The sequence below is a fragment of the Bacillus sp. ME78 genome (assembly GCF_903970865.1).
Classification (GTDB): domain Bacteria; phylum Bacillota; class Bacilli; order Bacillales; family Bacillaceae_G; genus Bacillus_A; species Bacillus_A cereus.
In genome coordinates, this window is record NZ_CAJCKK010000001.1 from 135,710 (window position 1) to 155,399 (window position 19,690).

Here is a 19,690-nt window from a genome sequence, read left to right on the forward strand (position 1 = left end):
ACTATAATTCAAATAGATATAAATCGGAATCATTCTGAATTAAAATAGGTGAGATGCTATGAATAATATATTAGAGATTGAAGGTTTAACATTCCGATACGAAGATCGGAATGTGTTAGAAAATATTAATTTGCAAGTTCCGAAGGGAGCTTTTTTAGGTTTAGTGGGACCGAATGGTTCAGGTAAATCAACTTTACTTAAGTGTTTATTAGGCGTTTTAAAGCCAAAAGAAGGAAGCATTCGTGTGTTTGGCGTTGATAGTAAGAAGTTTAAGGAATGGAATAAAGTTGGTTATGTATCTCAAAAAGCAAATAGTTTCAATTCTGGTTTTCCAGCAACTGTTTCTGAAGTTGTGTCAATGGGACTTGTTTCGAAAAAAGGGCTTTTTCGCTTTTTCACAAAAGAGGATAAGAAAAAGGTAGAAAAAGCAATTGCTGATGTAGGGATGAGTGAGTTTCAAGGTCGTAATATTGGAGAGCTTTCTGGTGGACAGCAACAGCGTGTATTTATTGCTCGTGCGCTCGTTAGTGATCCTGAATTGCTTATTTTAGACGAGCCTACTGTTGGAATCGATGTAAAAAATGTGGAAAGTTTTTACGAAATATTAGAGGATTTAAACAAAAGGCTCGGGATCACATTAATTCTTGTTACTCATGATATGGGAGCTGTTACCGAAAAAGTAACACATGTTGCATGCCTAAACCAACATCTACATTTCCATGGAAATGTAGAGAAGTTCCGAGAGTTAGAAGATGCAGAAATGTCCGTCTTATATGGACATCATGTTCATCGTTTAGAACACGAACATGAGCATCACGGGAGGATATAATGATACAAGATTTTTTACAATATGACTTTTTACGTAATTCTTTATACGCAGGTATTTTAATTGGACTTGTTGCACCGCTAATAGGTGTGTTTGTTGTTATTCGTCGTTTATCTCTTATTGCGGATGCATTAAGTCACGTGACGTTATCAGGTATTGCAGCAAGTTTATTACTTGAAAAAACCATTTTTACAGGTGGATTTTTAAACCCCTTATATATGGGGATGGTTTTTTCAATTGGTGGAGCGCTATTAATCGAAAAGTTAAGAACTGTATATAAGCACTATCAAGAATTAGCAATTCCGATTATCCTTTCGGCAGGGATGGGAGTTGGAGTTATTTTCATTTCACTTGCAAATGGATTTAACACAGACTTATTTAGTTATTTATTTGGTAGTGTCAGTGCTGTAACAAGTACGGATTTAATTATTATTGGGATTGTAGCAATTGTTGTTGTTGCGACAATTATTTTATTATATAAAGAGCTGTTTCTACTATCATTTGATGAGGAATACGCAGTATCAACTGGTTTAAGAGCGAAATGGATTCACTTTATTTTCATTATATTAGTTGCTCTTGTCATTGCAGTATCAATGCGTGTAGTAGGGGTTCTTCTCGTATCATCATTAATGACGTTACCAGTTGCAGCAAGTATTCGTATTGCTAAAGGATTTAAACAAACAATTTTCTTTTCCATTTTATTTGGTGAAATTGCAGTAATTGGTGGAATGTTTGCTTCGTATCAACTTGATCTAGCACCAGGTGGTACAATTGTTATGATAGCAGTTCTTATTTTAATCGGTGCGATTTTATGGAAGAAGAAAAAAACTGCATAAAGTAGGGATAGGTATGAATCTAACAGAAGCTTTACGCCTAATGAAGGAAAAAGGATACAAACATACTGGAAAAAGAGAAGAGATGCTCAGATTATTTGCAGCACATAATCGTTATTTAACTGCGAAAGACGTTTTAGAGCATATGAAAGACGATTATCCAGGGCTTAGTTTTGATACGATTTATCGTAACTTAACAGTTTTTGCTGAGATTGGTGTTTTAGAACAAACGGAATTAAATGGTGAAAAACATTTTCGTTTCACTTGTTCTATTATGGAACATCATCATCATTTTATTTGTTTGGATTGTGGGGGGACGAAAGAGATTACTTCCTGCCCAATGGATTTTATGAATAAAGATTTTACTGGTTATGAAGTAACGGGTCATAAGTTTGAAATATATGGTCGTTGTCCAAAATGTGCAAAGTAAAAGCTCGTCGGTTATATAACTGACGAGCTTTTTTTACGTAGAAAAGAAGGTTGCTCACAAATATTGTGGCAACCTTCTTTTTATTGTTCTTGTGTCTCTTTTTCTTTTTCTCGTTCAGCAGCCATTTCAGCAGCAATTACGTCGATTTCTTTTTTCAGTTCTTCTACCATTGTTTCTTCTGGTACTTTACGAACGACTTGCCCTTTACGGAATAATAATCCCTCTCCACGTGCACCAGCAATACCGATATCAGCTTCACGAGCTTCACCAGGACCATTTACAGCGCAACCAAGTACTGCAACTTTAATTGGTACTTGAAGTGTAGAGATGTATTCTTCCACTTCGTTAGCGATGCTAATTAAATCGATTTCAATACGACCACAAGTTGGACAAGAGATAAGTGTCGCTGCGTTAGAAGCAAGACCGAATGATTTTAATAATTCACGAGCAACTTTTACTTCTTCAACTGGATCAGCACTTAATGAAATACGTAGTGTATTTCCGATGCCTTTACTTAAGATTGCTCCAAGACCAGCGGCACTTTTTACAGTTCCAGCAAACAATGTTCCAGATTCTGTAATACCTAAATGTAATGGGTAATCAAAAGCGCGAGCAGCTTTCTCGTATGCTTCGATTGCTAAGTTAACATCAGAGGCTTTCATAGATACGATAATATCGTGGAAATCTAAGTCCTCTAAAATTTTAATATGATGTAGCGCGCTCTCAACCATACCATCTGCAGTTGGGTACCCGTATTTTTCTAAAATGTGACGCTCTAATGAACCAGCGTTTACACCAATACGGATTGGAATACCGCGCTCTTTTGCTGCATTTACAACAGCTTCTACTTTATGGCGACGACCAATATTACCTGGATTGATACGTACTTTATCGATGCCACCTTCAATTGCTTTTAAAGCAAGGCGATAATCAAAATGAATATCAGCAACAAGTGGAATGTTGATTTGTTTTTTTATATCAGCAATAGCATCTGCTGCGCGTTCATCTGGAACGGCAACACGGACGACTTGACAGCCAGCTTCTTCTAAACGCTTGATTTCAGCAACTGTTGCTTCAACATCATGTGTTTTTGTTGTTGTCATACTTTGTATAATTAATTCATTATTACCGCCGATTGTTAAATTACCGACTTTAACTGGACGTGTTTTTGTACGATGAGTCATTTCATTCACGAATAGATCGCTCTCCTTATAAAAGAAGTTTCTTATTTAGTCCCTCATATCAATAATAGTATACGTGATATAGGGCTATAGAAACCGAAGTGCTCGGTTTCACTTTTACTATTGTATCAGCGCCTTTATGTAATTGACAAGGATTAAGTGATGGCTTATTGATATAACGGGAATTTATAAGACTTTCCAATTTGTATTTTTGTAGCAGATGTACTTTTGTTTAATTGTTTAAAGTCGTCAATGACTTTTTCTATGGAAGGAATTTTTTTCTTGTTAATTTGTTCTGTAATAGAAAGAACTGTCTCGCCAGTTTTTACTTCAATTGTTTTATAAGATGTATCCGTTTCTTTTTCTGTTTTATTCTCTTTATTTTGTTGGCTGTCTGTGTTTTCTTTTTTAATCGTTTGGGCAGCAGTTGTTTTTTTATATGAACTTAACATCGGTAAAGTACCGATTTTTATATCGTAATAAAATATATAACCGAGAACAAGCACGAATAGGAATATACCTAACCTCTTCATATTCTTCACTCCTTTGCTAGGAATATATGCTTGTCCAAAAAAAAAATGCCTATTTAGGCATTTTTTTATTTTTCCTTCGGTTGGGGTACCTCTTTAATCGTTAAGTATAGAACGATTAAAACAACAGCGATATAAATGAATGTTGCCCCAGGTACGACGATTTTGAATAAATCCATAATCATGAAGAAAATGGTTGGGATTGTGTAGCTGTATGCAGTTAGTGTCCAAACTTGTTTATAGGATAGTTTACGTTGACCGCTCATAGCAGAACCGATGAACGCAAGTAAAGTCACGCCTACAAAAGTGATGAATAATTGGAATAGGTACACTAAGAATCCAATAACAAATAATAAAATTGGATAAATATTATCGAATAAAGAAATAAATTCTTGTAGATCTTTTTTCTCAATAGATGCACCTAACAAATCGTTATAAGAATACGTTTGTGTTTGACCATTTCCCATAGAGACTACTTTATCTTTTAAAACAAATAAACCTGTTTTATTTTGATATTTTTCTAGGTCTGTTGAATTTGGATCAAATACGAAAAGTGCATTTCCTTCTTCTTTTTCAATAGGCTGATCAATATCGGCTTTTAGTTCGCCATTTTCAATTTTAAAATCAGGTAAATCTTTATCGATGACTTGATTTACCATGCCTACACCATCTTGGATAAAACTACCGTACAAAAAAGTTCTTGGAATAGTAGTAATTAAGCAAAGTAGCATAATATACAAAATGGTTTTACCGATTTTTTGAAAACGGAATAGCGCCATATCTTTAGGCGAGTATATGCTTTTTACGAATTGGGTAAATATGGACATAGATTCACTTCCTTTATGTATGTATAAAATCATTGTAACGTAGGAATCTAGAGAATCTCAAGATATATTATATTTACATATAGTGGAGATAACTAAATTTCTTTTTATTAACTTTCTTCTTTTAAATAAGAAAAATACAATTGACACTTTTCTTTTCTATATGGTAAATTTATCTTACATTTCTTAAAGGGCATATCCGATAGGAATTCCTTTATTTGATATGTTGTTACATACATAATTGTGGACCCTTAGCTCAGCTGGTTAGAGCAGACGGCTCATAACCGTCCGGTCGTAGGTTCGAGTCCTACAGGGTCCATATCCATTTCGCATGTTTATTATGTTAGCAGGAAGCTTCCTTGTAGAAGGAAGCTTTTTTTACGGAATATATGAGCATTTTAATTGAAAAGAAGTGGGAATTTTGCTACTTTAATGATAGCAAGACAATGTGATTTATTTGTTTGCACCCTATGGCAATTAGGGTAGAATGAAGTTGTATGTCACTTAAGTGGCAATACATAAACTGGGAGGAATATAACAATGGCAAAACACGAATTACCAAATTTACCTTATGCGTATGATGCTTTAGAGCCTCACTTTGACAAAGAAACAATGAACATCCATCATACAAAACATCACAACACGTACATTACAAACTTAAACGCTGCTTTAGAAGGTCATGCAGAATTAGCTGACAAAAGCGTAGAAGAATTAGTTACAAACTTAAACGAAGTACCAGAAGCAATCCGTACAGCAGTACGTAACAATGGTGGCGGACATGCTAACCATACATTCTTCTGGACAATCCTATCTCCAAACGGCGGAGGACAACCTGTAGGTGAACTTGCAACTGCAATTGAAGCAAAATTCGGTAGCTTCGATGCATTCAAAGAAGAATTCGCAAAAGCTGGCGCAACTCGCTTCGGTTCTGGTTGGGCTTGGTTAGTAGTAAACAATGGTGAGCTAGAAGTAACAAGCACTCCAAACCAAGATTCTCCTTTAACTGAAGGTAAAACGCCAGTTATCGGTTTAGATGTTTGGGAGCATGCTTACTACTTAAACTACCAAAACCGTCGTCCAGACTACATCGGTGCATTCTGGAACGTTGTAGATTGGAACGCTGCTGAAAAACGTTACCAAGAAGCAAAATAAGTGTAATAAATATAGAAAAAAGCTAGGGGAGAACCCCTAGCTTTTTTCTATGCTTTCCTTTTACATAATTGAGCTTGTCTTTGGAAGACTAGAACATGAAGTAAAGGAGAGTTGTGTATGAAGTGGAAACATATAATTGGTGACGTTGAAGTGAATCGGGATTTAGTGTTATTGCTCCTTATAGGAGGTTTATACACGCTCGCAATTTCTTTATCGAATACGTTTGTAAATATTTATTTATGGAAACAAACACAAAATTATGTGAATCTTGGATTGTATAATTTGGCCAGCGTTATATTACAGCCTCTCACATTTCTTGTAGGGGGAAAATTAGCGAAACGTATCGATCGCTCGATTTTATTACGAATAGGAGTAGGAACGCTCGCAATTTTTTTTATTGTTGTCTTAGTAGCGGGGAAAAGTGCTTCTCAGTATATTTTATTAATGGGGGCTCTTTTAGGAGTAGGATACGGTTTTTACTGGTTGGCTTTTAACTTATTGACATTTGAAATTACAGAACCAGAAACAAGAGATTTCTTTAATGGGTTTCTTGGACTTCTTACATCCTTCTCTGGGATGATCGGACCAATAGCAGCAGGATACACAATTTCACGTATGGAGAAATGGAGTGGCTATACTGTTATATTCTTTCTTTCATTAGTTCTATTTGCAATTGCTGTCGTCTTAAGCTTCTTTTTATCTAAAAGAGAATGTGAAGGGCGTTATGAAATCGTGCAAGTATTGAAAGAACGACGGATTGATAAAAACTGGGGAAAGATTACACGAGCTCATTTTTTCCAAGGATTGAGAGAAGGAACGTTTATTTTTGTCATTTCAGTATATGTTTATTTAGCAACTAATAGTGAGTTCGCATTAGGGAAATATAGTTTAGTGAACTCTGCTGTATCCTTTGTATGTTATTACTTAGTTGCTCGTATGTTAAAGAAGGAGTGGCGAAAAAAAGCAATTTTACTTGGAGGCATTATTTTATATGCTGTCGTCTTTTTAGTTATTTTCAATGTTACATACACGAAATTACTTATTTATGCGGCATGTATTGCGATTGCATATCCTATTTTACTTGTTCCGTATGGATCAATGACATATGACGTAATTGGTAGAGCGAAAAATGCGAGAGAATGGCGTGTGGAATATGTCGTTGTTCGGGAGCTGTGGTTAAACGCCGGAAGAATCTGTTCCATTTTAAGTTTTTTATGTGCTGTACTATTCTTTCCACCTGAAAAAAGTTTACCTTACTTATTATGTATTTTAGGTGCTGGACATTTTCTTATTTATTTTGCAGTTAAAAATGTCAAATATGATGAGGGAAATGCGAGTAAAACAAGTGTTGTAACGCAAGGAAACGCGCAAAACCAAACTGAACCAGAAGGTTAACTTCTCGTTTGTTTTATGCTAGAATAGAAAAAGATGTAAGACAGCAGTGAGGACACCTGTATGAAGGTGTCCCTTTCACATTACATAGCTGTTGGTAGAGGGGGTTTGTATGAGCAAGAAGCAGAAGCAAAATAAGAAAAAGACCCACGTTCCTTTTCGGTTAAACGTGCTGTTTTTCTGCGTGTTTTTAATGTTCTCCGCGGTTATTGTAAGGCTCGGATATGTACAAATTGTTCGCGGTGAAGAATATAAGAATGAAGTGGAGAAGAAAGAAAACTCAACGATAAGTAATCCTGTACCGCGTGGGAAAATATTTGACCGTTATGGGCGACCTGTAGTAGATAATGCAGCCATTCGTACTATTACATTTACAAAAATGAAAGGATCAACTGCAGAGGATCGCTTAGAAACAGCGAAAAAGCTAGCAGATTTGATTGAAGTACCGACAGATAAATTAACAGATCGCGATAAAAAAGATTATTGGCTTGCTATGCATAAAGAGGAAGCTAAAGAAAAAATTACGAATAAAGATCGTCAAGAGTTTAAAGATAAAAAAATTGATGATAAAGAATTAGACGAGCGTCAGCGCAGTCGTGTAACAGAAGAAGAGATTAATCAATTATCCGCAAAAGATCTAGAAATACTAGCGATTAAGAGTAAGATGGATGGCGGATATGCAATGACACCTCAAGTTCTTAAGAAAAATGCAACAGATGAAGAATATGCGATTATTAGTGAAAATTTAGCACAATTGCCGGGAGTAGATACAAGTGTTGATTGGGAACGAAAATATGCATATGATGGTGATTTGTTCCGAAGTGTACTTGGTGGTGTAACAACTTCTGACGAAGGTTTACCAAGAGAAAGACTAGATTACTATCTTGTTCGTGATTATAATCGAAATGACCGAGTAGGAAAAAGTTATCTTGAACAACAGTATGAAGATAGTCTGCACGGTACGAAAGCAGAAGTTAGAAATGTTACAGATAAAAACGGTAATATTTTAGAAACGATTAATGTATCAAAAGGACAAAGTGGTAATGACCTGAATTTAACGATTGATATGGAATTACAAAAGCGCGTGGAGGATATTCTTACGAAGAATTTAATGAGATTTAAAGGAAGCGAACCTCTTTTAGATCGCGCATTCGTTGTAATGATGAACCCAAAAAATGGTGAAGTTTTATCTATGGCTGGGAAACAATTAGTTAACGAAGATGGTCAAACGAAAGTAAATGACTTTGCATTAGGTACCATGACAAGTTCTTATCCGATGGGGTCAACTGTAAAAGGTGCAACAGTACTTACTGGATATCAAACTGGTGCGATTCAACCAGGTTCAGTACAATTGGATGAACCAATTAAATTAAAAGGTACACCTACGAAGTCATCTTGGAAAACGATGGGATATATTAATGACCTTACAGCTTTAAAAATGTCTTCTAACGTTTATATGTTTAAAACAGCGATGAATATCGCTGGTGTTCCATATGTGAGAGGTGGTACGTTAGATATACCTCAAAAAGCATTTGATACGATGCGTTATTATTTCGGACAGTTTGGACTTGGTGTAAAAACAGGAATTGATTTACCGAATGAATCTGCTGGTCAGATGGGGAGAGGTAGTCAACCAGGTTTCTTACTAGATTTATCAATTGGACAGTATGATACGTATACACCGCTTCAATTAGCGCAATATATTTCGACGATTGCCAATGGTGGATATCGTATGCAACCACAAGTTGTAAAAGAAATTCGTCAACCGGCAGTGAAACCAGATGAAGTTGGGAAAGTTGTTCAATCTATGGAACCGAAAGTATTAAATCGTATTGATATGCCAGAATCACAAATTAAACGTGTTCAAGAAGGATTTAGACAAGTGTATAATGATTCAGGTGGTACAGCTACAAAATACTTTACAGGTGCAAAATATAAAGCGGCAGGGAAGACAGGTACCGCGCAAACTGTGTATGGCGGAGATAAAGAGATTGGTAGAAAAGCAAACGGTGAACGTGTGGAGACATATAACTTAACATTAGTAGGTTATGCGCCACTTGAAGATCCAGAAGTAGCATTCTCTGTTGTTGTTCCATGGGTACATGATGATAAGACTGGTATTAATGGATATATTGGTCGTGAAATTATGGACGCTTACTTTGATTTGAAAAACCAAGAAGTAAATGGTGAAGCTCCAAAAGATGACAAAAACAATAAAAATAAAGATCAAGATGATGAATAAAAAAATTTTAAAAAAGCACACTATCTGAAAAGATAGTGTGCTTTTTTTTATGGTTTATGCATATCGTGTAATAAATGTGGACAAGTATACAATATTGGGAAAACACGCGGCCTTATAAATAATACTTGTATATGATGAGATATGGGATAACTGTTTTATAGGGGAATTATCAGAGAAAATGAATAACTACTACCGATTAAAATTGTATCCCGCTATTAACGGGCAGTAAGACTCCCATCTCAAAATTCAGCGAAAGCAAAGAAGTTAGGTGGGGGGTCGGGCTGTCCGTAAAAGCCCGATTGGTGAGGGCTGATTAAAGTTTCACTTTATCGTATGTTGATTTTTGTGGAACTTTACAAAACTTTTACAAACAATTAAAACCGAATTAATAGTTTAGCAGTATTCTTATATCTGTAATCCTGTTATTTCCGGTTACTTCTAGGAGGAAGAACACGTGAAATGGATGCGTACACCGATTATAATTTTCGTACTATCGATATGGTTCCTCTGTTTTGAAATGTCTACTGCATTTGCTTTAAATGATATGGGAGAAGTGAGAGTTGATGGATCCTCAACGGTTTTTCCTATTATAGAAGCAGTAGCGGAGGAATATACAAAGGTGCATCCAGACGTGAAAATTTCCATCAGTGTTTCTGGAACTGGAGGAGGATTTAATCGTTTCAGTAAAGGAGAAGTAGATATAAATAATGCTTCGAGAGTAATGAAACAAGTCGAGAAAAATGAGATGAAGAAAAACTCTATTCAGTTCACACCTTTTGAGGTCGCTAACGATGGTCTTACAATTGTTGTGAATCGGAACAATACATGGGTAGACGATATGTCAGTAGACGAGTTACGTTTACTGTGGAGTGAAGATGGAAGAGAGAAGCGATGGTCACAAATTCATTCAACATGGCCACGTGAACAAGTGAAGTTTTATGCACCAGGCGTAGACTCTGGTACTTATGATTATTTTCAAAATGTCATCTTACAAAATCATCGCATTGTAAAAAAAGTCTCTTTGTCTGAAGATGATCAAGTTATTATGCAAGGGGTAATGAATGATAAACATGCCATTGCTTTTGTAGGATATGCTTATTATATGGCTAATCGAGATAAGGTGAAAGCAATAAAAGTGAATGGTGTATTTCCGACGAAAGAGACCATTCAGTCAGGGAAGTATAAGCCGTTATCTAGGCCGCTACTTACTTATGTGAATAATGCATCTATCCGAAATAAAATGAATGTAGCAAACTATGTTGAGTTTATGATTCAGCATGTTGGTAACCTCGCTGAAGAGGTCGGGTATGTAAAATTACGAAAAGAAAAATACAATGAACAGCTGCGTATGTTAACAGAAATAATAAGGTAATGTCAGGGTGGAAAGGGGTTTTCATCTTTGGCTCATAATGACAAAAGTCAAATTACATTTTCTGTACAACATTTGATTGAAAGAAATACAAAACAAAGAAAAAAAACGCAGCGAATCAATCGAATAATGCCTTTGTTACTAAAAATAATTGCTAGCGTTTCTATTGTTACGACACTTGGAATTGTTTTTACGCTCTCTAATGAAACAATCATGTTTTTTCAAAAAATATCATTGTACTCCTTTTTGACGGAGAAAGAATGGTTACCGTTTTTTGAAAATCCTAAATTCGGTATATTACCACTTATATGTGGAACGTTCCTTGTAACAGCAATCGCTATGTTTGTAGCAATTCCTATCGGTTTAGCGTGTGCCGTATTTTTAAGCGAATATGCTTCAAATAGTGCACGGAAAATATTAAAGCCGATGTTAGAGCTATTAGCAGGTATCCCGACAATTGTATATGGTTTTTTTGCATTAACAATTTTTACGCCGCTTTTACAAAGGATTATACCAGATTTACAGTTTTTTAATGCGATTAGCCCAGGAATCGTTATCGGATTTATGATGATGCCTACAGTTGCATCTCTATCTGAAGACGCGATGAGAGCTGTGGCGAAAGGGACGAAAGAAGCTTCATTAGCACTCGGAGCGACGCGGTTTGAAATGGTAAAACAAGTGGTGTTTCCGTCCGCTTTTACAGGGATTATGGCAGCAATTATATTAGCGGCTTCGCGTGCAATTGGTGAAACGATGATTGTTGTAATTGCGGCAGGATCCACACCAAATGTATCGCTTGATCCGACACATTCTATTCAAACGTTAACAGCCTATATTGTGCAAGTAAGTTTAGGTGATGCTCCGCATGGAACGATTACGTATTACAGCATGTATGCTGTAGGTGCAACATTATTTTTGTTTACTTTTATTATGAACATCATTTCGCAGTCAATTATGCGCCGTTTTAGGAGGATGACATAATATGCGGATGTTGAATCATAAAAAAATACAAAAAAACATGGCATCACGCTTTTTAAAAGATCGAATTTACAAATTGTTATTTTATATAGCAATTTTATTTTCAATCGTAATTTTGTTTGTGTTACTGTTTCAAATTGTTGAAAAAGGTATAAGCTATCTTTCAATAGATTTCTTTACAAATTTCGCTTCGCGTAATCCGAAAGAAGCTGGTATTGCTGCAGCTTTGTCAGGGACAATATTATTTATGAGTATTGTTATACCTGTTTCTTTTATATTTGGAGTTGGAACAGCTCTTTATTTAGAGCAATATGCGAAGGAATCTCTATTTAAAAAAATAGTAGAGATTAATAATCAAACGTTAGCAGGAGTACCATCCGTTGTATTTGGATTGCTTGGTTTAACTATTTTTGTATATGCTCTTCATTTAGGAGAGAGTATAGTTGCAGCAGCACTGACGATGAGTTTACTCGTCTTACCAACAGTTGTTGTGGCGAGTCAAGAAGCAATCCGATCAGTACCAAGTGCATTATTAGAGGGTTCTTACGGATTAGGTGCTACGAAGTGGCAAACGATGTATCAAATTGTATTGCCATATGCTTTCCCGGGGATTATAACGGGCTGTACGTTAGCGATATCAAGAGCAATTGGAGAAGCAGCACCACTATTAGTTATTGGGGCACTTGCGTTTGCAAATTATGTTCCATTTAGTATGTTTGATAGATTTACAGTTTTACCAATTCAAATTTTTAATTGGATGAGTAGGCCACAAGAAGAATTTCAGTATGTAGCAGCAGCTGGGATGATTGTTTTGTTAGGTTTGTTGCTATTTATCAATATATTTGTTTTATGGTTACGAAATCGAAAATAAGTTGGAAGTGGATGAAAGGGGAATTCAAATGGTAGCAACAGTAGTAAATGTACAGGTGAAAAACGAAGAGAAAATCGAGACTGCGCCAAAGAAAGTAGTATTTGATACGAAAAACTTAAATTTATGGTATGGGGAAGACCATGCTTTAAAAGATATTAATTTAAGTATTCATGAGAATGAAGTTACAGCAATTATCGGTCCAAGTGGCTGTGGTAAATCAACGTACTTAAAAACGTTAAATCGCATGGTAGAGTTAGTACCGATCGTTCGAACTACAGGTGTAATTGAATATAGAGAACGCAATATATTTGATAAATCATATCCAGTTGAAGAATTAAGAACGCACGTAGGAATGGTGTTCCAAAAGCCAAATCCATTTCCAAAATCTATTTATGAGAATGTAGCATACGGTCCAAAAATCCATGGTATTCGTGACAAAAAGACATTAGATGAAATTGTTGAGAAAAGTTTACGCGGAGCAGCGATTTGGGATGAGTTAAAAGATCGTTTGCACGATAATGCATACGGTTTATCTGGTGGACAGCAACAGCGTCTATGTATCGCACGTTGCTTAGCTATTGAGCCAGACGTTATTTTAATGGATGAGCCAACATCGGCACTAGATCCAATTTCAACATTAAAAGTAGAAGAATTAATTCAAGAGTTAAAAAAAGACTTTAGTATTGTTATCGTAACGCATAATATGCAACAAGCAGCGCGTATTTCAGACAAAACCGCTTTCTTCTTAAGCGGGGAAGTTGTGGAGTATACAGATACAAACAAATTATTTACGACGCCTTCAGATAAGCGTACAGAAGATTATATTACAGGTCGCTTTGGTTGATATCGTTGCAAAGCTAAGAGAAAATGCCCTCTTAACAGAGGGCATTTCTTATTTTTATCTCACTTTAATAGGGAAGTAATACCTTCTCTTTATCTTAAGGTTTATTACAAGCGTAAGAGGTTATGTAGGAGATTTATCCCGCTATTTGCGGGCAGTAAGACCCCACCTCAAAATTCAGCAAAAGCAAAGAAGTTAGGTGGGCGGGCGGCCTGTAAAAGCCCGATTGATGAGGGGTGATTAAAGTTTCACTTTGTATATAATGGCACATAATATTGAGGGGGAAGAAAAAATGGTAAGAGAACAGTTTCAAGGTGATTTAAAAGTGTTACAGCAAAAGGTGATTGAGCTTGGCGAATTAGCGAATGCGGCTTTATTGATTGCTATGGAAGGTCTGCATACAAGGGATGTAGAGAAAGCGTTAGAGGTCATTGATGGTGATTACCGTATGGATAATTTAGAAGAGGAAATAAACGATCTTGCGCTTATGCTCATTACAAAGCAGCAACCTGTAGCAAGTGACTTAAGAAAAATCTTTATTTCAATTAAAACAGCGACAGATTTAGAGCGTATTGCAGATCATGCTGTTAATATTGCAAAGGCTACAATTCGTCTTGGGGAAAAAGAAGTGGCTGTTAGTTTGCACAACCTGGATGAAATGTTTGCGGTTGCAAATAAGATGTTGCATTTAGCGTTAGAAGCATATGAACAAGAAAATTTAACTTTCGCGAAACAAATTGCTGAAATGGATGATTCCGTTGATGAAATATATGGAAAAGCAATTCGTGAGTTTATATCTTCAGTTCCGGAACAACCAGAAGCAATTACGCAAATTACACAATTATCATTTGTGGCGAGATATATTGAGCGTGTAGCAGACCATATTACAAATATTGCTGAAAATGTATTTTATTTAGTAAAAGGAAAGCATTATTTATTGAATGAGTAGGAATGAAAGTAGGTGATGAGAAATCACCTGCTTTTTTTAGTCAAAACATGACAAAAAAAGCTCGTTGTTTCCTTTAGTTTATGATGATAAGATGTATCATAATGTAATGGGAAAATTAGTATATATGTTGTTCGTTAATAAGTATTATTTATCAATTAATAGTAAGCGCTTTCTTGTCGTTTTAAACGTACGTTTTTATAGGTGGGAAATTTAATTATAGGGTCTTTTAAATGAGGATTCGTTTAACTAATCAAGTTTATGCTGCTAGTTCATGTGGGATAGAGAATATACATATGGTATATGGAGCTACTGAACATTATATAAGTGGAGGCTGAAGTATATGAAGGGGGTTATTTTAGCTGGAGGAAAAGGAAGACGCCTTAGACCATTAACATGTAATACTCCAAAGCCGATGTTACCATTATTAGAAAAACCAGTTTTAGAATACAATATTGAGTTATTACGCCAGCATGGTATTCGTGAAATTGCAATTACTGTTCAATATATGAGTACGACGATTAAGCGATATTTTGGTGATGGTAGTAAATGGGGAGTTAACTTGTATTATTTTGAAGACTCTCCTCCGCTTGGTACAGCAGGGAGTATTAAACAAGCAGAACAATTTTTAGATGAAACATTTGTTGTAATAAGCGGGGATGCATTAACTGACTTTCAATTATCAGAAGGAATTAGGTTTCATGAACAAAAGAGAAGAATGGTAACAATGTTTGTGAAAGAAGTAGAAAATCCACTCTCATTTGGATTGGTTGTAATGAATAAAGACCAGGAGGTTACACGATATATAGAAAAGCCGGGCTGGAATGAGGTAGTATCTAATGTTGTGAATACAGGCATATATATTATGGAGCCAGAAATCTTTTCTTACATACCGCCTAGACAATTTTTTGATTTCAGTCATGATGTGTTTCCGTTATTGGCAAACAAAAATGTGTTATTCGCATATTTGTCAGAAGGTTATTGGTTAGATATCGGCACATTTAATCAATATCGACAAGCACAATTTGATTTGTTAACGAAAAAGTTACAAGTACCTATTCCTTATACGGAAGTATTACCGATGGTATGGATGGGAGAAGGGGTGACGATTGGGAAAGGGACAAAAATTCATGGCCCCTCTTTCATTGGAGAAGGAGCAAAGATTGGTACAGGAGCTGTAATTGAGCCATATTCTATTATTGGAAAAAATAGTATCGTTTCAAATTATTCTCATCTTCAAAAAAGTATTGTTTTTGCAAATGCCCATATTGGAAAGTATTGTGAACTATTAGAAACGACAATAGGAGAGCGTACAATAGTTGAAGATGACGTTACACTGTTTCAAAAAAGCATTGTAGCGGATCACTGTCATATCGGGAGAAGTACGATAATTAAGCAAAAAGGAAAACTATGGCCTTATAAGGCGATTGATAGTCATTCGATAGTAGGAGCGGCTGGTATTCAAGAGAGTGAAATGAGTGCAGGGTGGTTACAAAAAAGCCGCATTGTAGGAAGAGGGAATGTTGAAATTACTCCCCAGTTTATCGTGAAGATTGCGATGGCGTATGGCTCTCTTTTTACAAAAGGAGAAAGTATATTAATTGGAAGTCAAGAAAATATAGAAACAACCTCTTATAAAAATTTATTTTTACATGCTATTCATGGTATAGGGATTCATACGATGGAATGCAAAGAAATGAACGAGTCACTTTTTCAATATAGTGTTCATCATTTGCAATGTGCAGGTGGGGTTTTCATTCAAGTGGAGAATGAGAATGAGATTGTTATAAAGTTGTATGGTCAAGCTGGCATGCCGTTAACGTATAAGCAGCAAAAAGAGATAGAACAAGTATATATGTCCGAATTATTTTATTACGTGCATGAGAAAGAGATGGGGCGAAATAAGCTGGTTCATGTTTCTATGAATGAGTATATAGAAGTTATATTGGGGCATATTGATATCGAGAAAATACAGATGCAGAAGTTTCATCTTCTTATTAATAAGAGAAATGATACGTTGCAACATTTACTTATGCTCTTTCTACAAAGACTTGGTTGTACAGTTACATGGATTTATGCAAGCGAACAAAAAGATCATGTGAAAGCTTTGATGAAATCAAGTAAAGCGAATATGGCTCTTATGTTTTCTGAGCAAGGAAATCATTTCGAGTTATACGATAAACATAGTAATATTTACCAGGGTACAGATTTGGAAGAGGTAGCTATTCCAGATTTCTTACTCGAATCTACAGGAAATATTTACCCAATGTCTTTGAAATTAGGAGAATGTTATCTTCTGTTTTATACGCAGGATGAAAGGAAGTCGTTTCAAGTAAGGTGGAAGCGAGATATTTTATATCGAATTGGAAAATTATTTGAGCTAATAGCATTGCAAGGAAAAACGTTTCTCAGCATAGTAGAGCAATCACCTCCGCTCTATTTACTTTATGATGAAGTGGTATGTTCATGGAATGAAAAAGGGAAAATTATGAGGAAATTATTGGATGATATTGAAAGGAAGGGAGAAGGTATATTTGAAGGAGTACAGTTCAAATATACTGAAAAAGAGTGGTCTTATATCGTTTCTGACACAAAACAACCAAAATTTTTAGTGTATTCACATGCTAGAAACCCAGTAATAGCAAGGGAAAACATGAAAAATCTTATAGAAAAAATTAGACAATATCAAAAGGTGTAGAATTTTTATTTTAAAAGTGGTATTATAGTATAGTCTGATTTAAGTTATTAGTACTGGAGGGAAATAAGAATGCGTGTGAATATTACTCTAGCATGTACAGAATGCGGAGATCGTAACTATATCTCAAAGAAAAATAAACGTAACAACGCTGAGCGTATCGAGCTTAAAAAGTATTGCAAGCGTGACAAGAAGTCTACGTTACACCGTGAAACAAAGTAAGCAGTAGGAATATTTTCCTACTGTTTCTTTTTTTATTCGATTCCTATGTTAAAAGTGATACACTATCATCATAGAGTAAAGTGTCACTGTAAGGAGGAGAATGTGTGAAAGAAGAGAAAGTGCGTTTGCGTAAACAAATAATAGAACACATGAATTCTTTATCAGAAGAACAATATACAACTTTATCAGAACAGATTGCATTTTCGTTGTATGCGCAAAAAGAGTGGGTTGAAGCTAAAACAATTGGAATTACTCTTTCAATGGAAAATGAAGTGAATACATATCCTATTATCGAAAAAGCTTGGGAAGAAGGGAAGAAAGTTGTAGTTCCTAAGTGTAATAAAGGAAAAAGAACGATGTCCTTCCGGAAAATTAGTGATTTTGATCAATTAGAAACGGTGTATATGAATTTACGTGAACCGATTCCGGGACTTACGGAAGAAGTCAGTGCGGATGACATTGATCTTCAAATTGTGCCAGGCGTAGCTTATACAGAGCGAGGAGAACGGATTGGATACGGCGGGGGCTATTATGATCGTTATCTCGTGCATTATAAAGGGAAAACGCTATCATTAGCATATGATTTTCAAATGGTAAAACACATTCCGGTAGAGCCATTTGATAAAAATATAGAAAAAATTATTACAGAAAAAGGAACAATGCTTATAAATGAGCTTGTATAGACAAATAAAAATTGACGAGACTTTTTCTTCTTGATTATAATAAAATATGTGAACGTTTTCTTATTATAATTTTTATAGTAAGTGAGCATAGAGGGTGATGAAATGGTATCTATTTATGATATTCAGCAATTGCTAAAGAAATTTGGTACGATTATTTATACGGGAGATCGAATTGCAGATTTACAATTAATGCAAGATGAATTGCGTGAATTAAATCAATCACAGCTAATCGATCCACAAGACTATCAAACAGCTTTATTTTTATTGAAGCAAGAAATTCAAAAAGAGCTAAATAAGAATTAGATAAAGGTAGGTAAGCAACATGGAAGAGAAATGGTTAGTTGGTGTTGACCTTGGTGGTACAACGATTAAATTAGCATTTATTAATGTATACGGCGAAATTTTACATAAGTGGGAAATCCCTACAAATACAGGTGAGCAAGGAAAACATATTACACTTGATGTTGCGAAAGCAATTGATAAAAAGCTAGAAGAATTAGGCGAATTGAAGAGCAAGTTAATTGGTATTGGTATGGGAGCTCCTGGCCCTGTACATGTGGCATCTGGAATGATTTATGAAGCGGTTAATTTAGGGTGGAAAAACTATCCGCTAAAAGATTTATTAGAAGTAGAAACAGGATTACCTGTTGTTATTGATAATGATGCAAACTTAGCAGCGCTTGGTGAAATGTGGAAAGGTGCTGGTGAAGGTGCAAAAGATTTAATCTGCATGACACTTGGTACGGGCGTTGGTGGTGGTGTAATCGCCAATGGTGAGATTGTACACGGCGTGAGTGGTGCTGCTGGTGAGATTGGACATATTACAGTAGTTACAGAAAATGCTTTCCCATGTAATTGCGGGAAGTCTGGTTGCTTAGAAACAGTAGCATCTGCGACAGGTATTGTACGTGTTGCTATGCAAAAAATACAAGAGACTAATAAAGAAAGCATGTTGCGTTCTATGTTAGCTGAAGAAGGACGTATTACATCAAAAGATGTCTTTGAAGCACTTGGACAAGGTGATGAATTAGCAGGCGAAGTAGTAGAAAAAGTAGCTTCTTATTTAGGGTTAGCTGTAGCGAACCTATCTAGTACGTTGAATCCAGAGAAAATTGTTATTGGTGGAGGCGTGTCTAAAGCTGGAGATGCGCTATTAGAACCAATTCAACGCTATTTCGAGCAATACGCTTTCTCACGTGCTGTAAAGAGCACGAAGTTAGCTATTGCAACACTTGGTAATGATGCAGGTGTTATCGGAGGAGCTTGGCTTGTAAAAAAGCACAAATACGAAGCGAAGATGATATAAGTTTTGAAATATGAAAAGAGGAAGGGGAACCCTTCCTCTTTTTGTGTGAAATCTCGATGAAGAATAAAGTGTAAACGAATTAAGCTGCTGGTGGATACCCGTTATATAGAACAGTCATGATCGTAAACCATCCGAAAACGAGTACAGTTGCAATTGCAAAGCCGCTCGCGAAAAAGTTTTTTTCACGAAGTGTTCTAAGCGTAGCAAATACAGCTAACAGAGTGACAAGTGTAAAAATAATAACAAGGCCCATGCAATATCCTCCTCTGTCTACCCATTTCTTATTATGAGTTTTTGGAATATTTACTCTTTTATATTGTACATGTTTTAAAAATGATTGTCGAGATAGCATCCTTTCTTTTCCTAAGA

20 protein-coding genes and 1 tRNA gene are annotated in these 19,690 nt (G+C 35.7%); 17 read left to right on the forward strand and 4 right to left on the reverse strand.

Annotated features, from left to right (window positions below):
• Positions 1-58: 58 nt before the first annotated feature.
• From H6481_RS00720 to H6481_RS00730, 3 genes are read left to right on the forward strand one after another with little or no spacing between them, the layout of a single operon-like run.
• Positions 59-829 carry a metal ABC transporter ATP-binding protein gene (locus H6481_RS00720; RefSeq protein ID WP_001059662.1) on the forward strand — a complete coding sequence of 257 codons (771 nt, stop codon included), beginning with the start codon at positions 59-61 and terminating at the stop codon, positions 827-829.
• Complete coding sequence (locus H6481_RS00725; RefSeq protein ID WP_000613817.1) at positions 829-1,662, forward strand: metal ABC transporter permease; 834 nt, start codon at positions 829-831, stop codon at positions 1,660-1,662. Before H6481_RS00720 ends, H6481_RS00725 begins: the two co-directional genes overlap by 1 nt.
• Positions 1,663-1,675: 13 nt before the next feature.
• Positions 1,676-2,089, forward strand: coding sequence for a Fur family transcriptional regulator (locus H6481_RS00730; protein WP_001054516.1), 414 nt, complete (start codon positions 1,676-1,678; stop codon positions 2,087-2,089).
• A gap of 80 nt (positions 2,090-2,169) precedes the next feature.
• Here H6481_RS00730 and ispG read toward each other — a convergent pair whose 3' ends face one another.
• The 3 genes from ispG to yqgB all read right to left on the reverse strand — a co-directional run bounded on the left by ispG (position 2,170) and on the right by yqgB (position 4,627).
• Positions 2,170-3,273, reverse strand: coding sequence for a flavodoxin-dependent (E)-4-hydroxy-3-methylbut-2-enyl-diphosphate synthase (ispG, locus tag H6481_RS00735; protein WP_153578351.1), 1,104 nt, complete (start codon positions 3,271-3,273; stop codon positions 2,170-2,172).
• Positions 3,274-3,437: 164 nt separating this feature from the next.
• Positions 3,438-3,803, reverse strand: a complete 366-nt coding sequence (gene yqfZ, locus H6481_RS00740; RefSeq protein WP_000825415.1) for a protein YqfZ — start codon at positions 3,801-3,803, stop codon at positions 3,438-3,440.
• 65 nt (positions 3,804-3,868) lie between these two features.
• Entirely contained in the window at positions 3,869-4,627 is a 759-nt protein-coding gene (gene yqgB / locus H6481_RS00745; RefSeq protein ID WP_000021893.1) for a protein YqgB, read from the reverse strand.
• 242 nt (positions 4,628-4,869) lie between these two features.
• Between yqgB and H6481_RS00750 the strand changes: the two genes are divergently transcribed.
• From H6481_RS00750 to glcK, 14 genes are all read left to right on the forward strand, one after another.
• Positions 4,870-4,943 (forward strand) — tRNA-Ile (locus tag H6481_RS00750).
• A 221-nt stretch (positions 4,944-5,164) separates the two neighbouring features.
• Entirely contained in the window at positions 5,165-5,776 is a 612-nt protein-coding gene (sodA, locus tag H6481_RS00755; protein WP_001052036.1) for a superoxide dismutase [Mn], read from the forward strand.
• 117 nt (positions 5,777-5,893) lie between these two features.
• A complete protein-coding gene (locus H6481_RS00760; protein ID WP_023523062.1) occupies positions 5,894-7,171 on the forward strand; it encodes an MFS transporter in 1,278 nt (425 codons plus the stop codon).
• Positions 7,172-7,280: 109 nt separating this feature from the next.
• Positions 7,281-9,410: a penicillin-binding protein 2 gene (locus H6481_RS00765; RefSeq protein WP_157417551.1), complete on the forward strand. Its 2,130-nt coding sequence runs from the start codon at positions 7,281-7,283 to the stop codon at positions 9,408-9,410.
• Positions 9,411-9,864: 454 nt separating this feature from the next.
• Positions 9,865-10,782, forward strand: coding sequence for a PstS family phosphate ABC transporter substrate-binding protein (locus H6481_RS00770; RefSeq protein WP_157417553.1), 918 nt, complete (start codon positions 9,865-9,867; stop codon positions 10,780-10,782).
• Between the two features lie 27 nt (positions 10,783-10,809).
• A complete protein-coding gene (gene pstC, locus H6481_RS00775; RefSeq protein WP_182810923.1) occupies positions 10,810-11,760 on the forward strand; it encodes a phosphate ABC transporter permease subunit PstC in 951 nt (316 codons plus the stop codon).
• 1 nt (position 11,761) lies between these two features.
• Entirely contained in the window at positions 11,762-12,628 is an 867-nt protein-coding gene (gene pstA, locus H6481_RS00780) for a phosphate ABC transporter permease PstA (RefSeq protein ID WP_029443309.1), read from the forward strand.
• A 28-nt stretch (positions 12,629-12,656) separates the two neighbouring features.
• Entirely contained in the window at positions 12,657-13,472 is an 816-nt protein-coding gene (gene pstB, locus H6481_RS00785; RefSeq protein ID WP_000226681.1) for a phosphate ABC transporter ATP-binding protein, read from the forward strand.
• Positions 13,473-13,761: 289 nt separating this feature from the next.
• A complete protein-coding gene (gene phoU / locus H6481_RS00790; protein WP_182810925.1) occupies positions 13,762-14,418 on the forward strand; it encodes a phosphate signaling complex protein PhoU in 657 nt (218 codons plus the stop codon).
• A 340-nt stretch (positions 14,419-14,758) separates the two neighbouring features.
• A complete protein-coding gene (locus H6481_RS00795; protein ID WP_097961873.1) occupies positions 14,759-17,113 on the forward strand; it encodes a sugar phosphate nucleotidyltransferase in 2,355 nt (784 codons plus the stop codon).
• A 69-nt stretch (positions 17,114-17,182) separates the two neighbouring features.
• A complete protein-coding gene (gene rpmG / locus H6481_RS00800) occupies positions 17,183-17,332 on the forward strand; it encodes a 50S ribosomal protein L33 (RefSeq protein WP_001265616.1) in 150 nt (49 codons plus the stop codon).
• A gap of 104 nt (positions 17,333-17,436) precedes the next feature.
• On the forward strand, positions 17,437-18,015 hold the full coding sequence (locus H6481_RS00805; protein WP_182810927.1) for a 5-formyltetrahydrofolate cyclo-ligase: 579 nt from the start codon (positions 17,437-17,439) through the stop codon (positions 18,013-18,015).
• 102 nt (positions 18,016-18,117) lie between these two features.
• Positions 18,118-18,318, forward strand: a complete 201-nt coding sequence (locus H6481_RS00810) for a YqgQ family protein (RefSeq protein WP_000253699.1) — start codon at positions 18,118-18,120, stop codon at positions 18,316-18,318.
• Between the two features lie 19 nt (positions 18,319-18,337).
• On the forward strand, positions 18,338-19,321 hold the full coding sequence (glcK, locus tag H6481_RS00815; protein ID WP_000391701.1) for a glucokinase: 984 nt from the start codon (positions 18,338-18,340) through the stop codon (positions 19,319-19,321).
• Positions 19,322-19,400: 79 nt separating this feature from the next.
• Here glcK and H6481_RS00820 read toward each other — a convergent pair whose 3' ends face one another.
• Complete coding sequence (locus H6481_RS00820) at positions 19,401-19,574, reverse strand: DUF2759 domain-containing protein (RefSeq protein ID WP_000524852.1); 174 nt, start codon at positions 19,572-19,574, stop codon at positions 19,401-19,403.
• Positions 19,575-19,690: the final 116 nt, after the last annotated feature.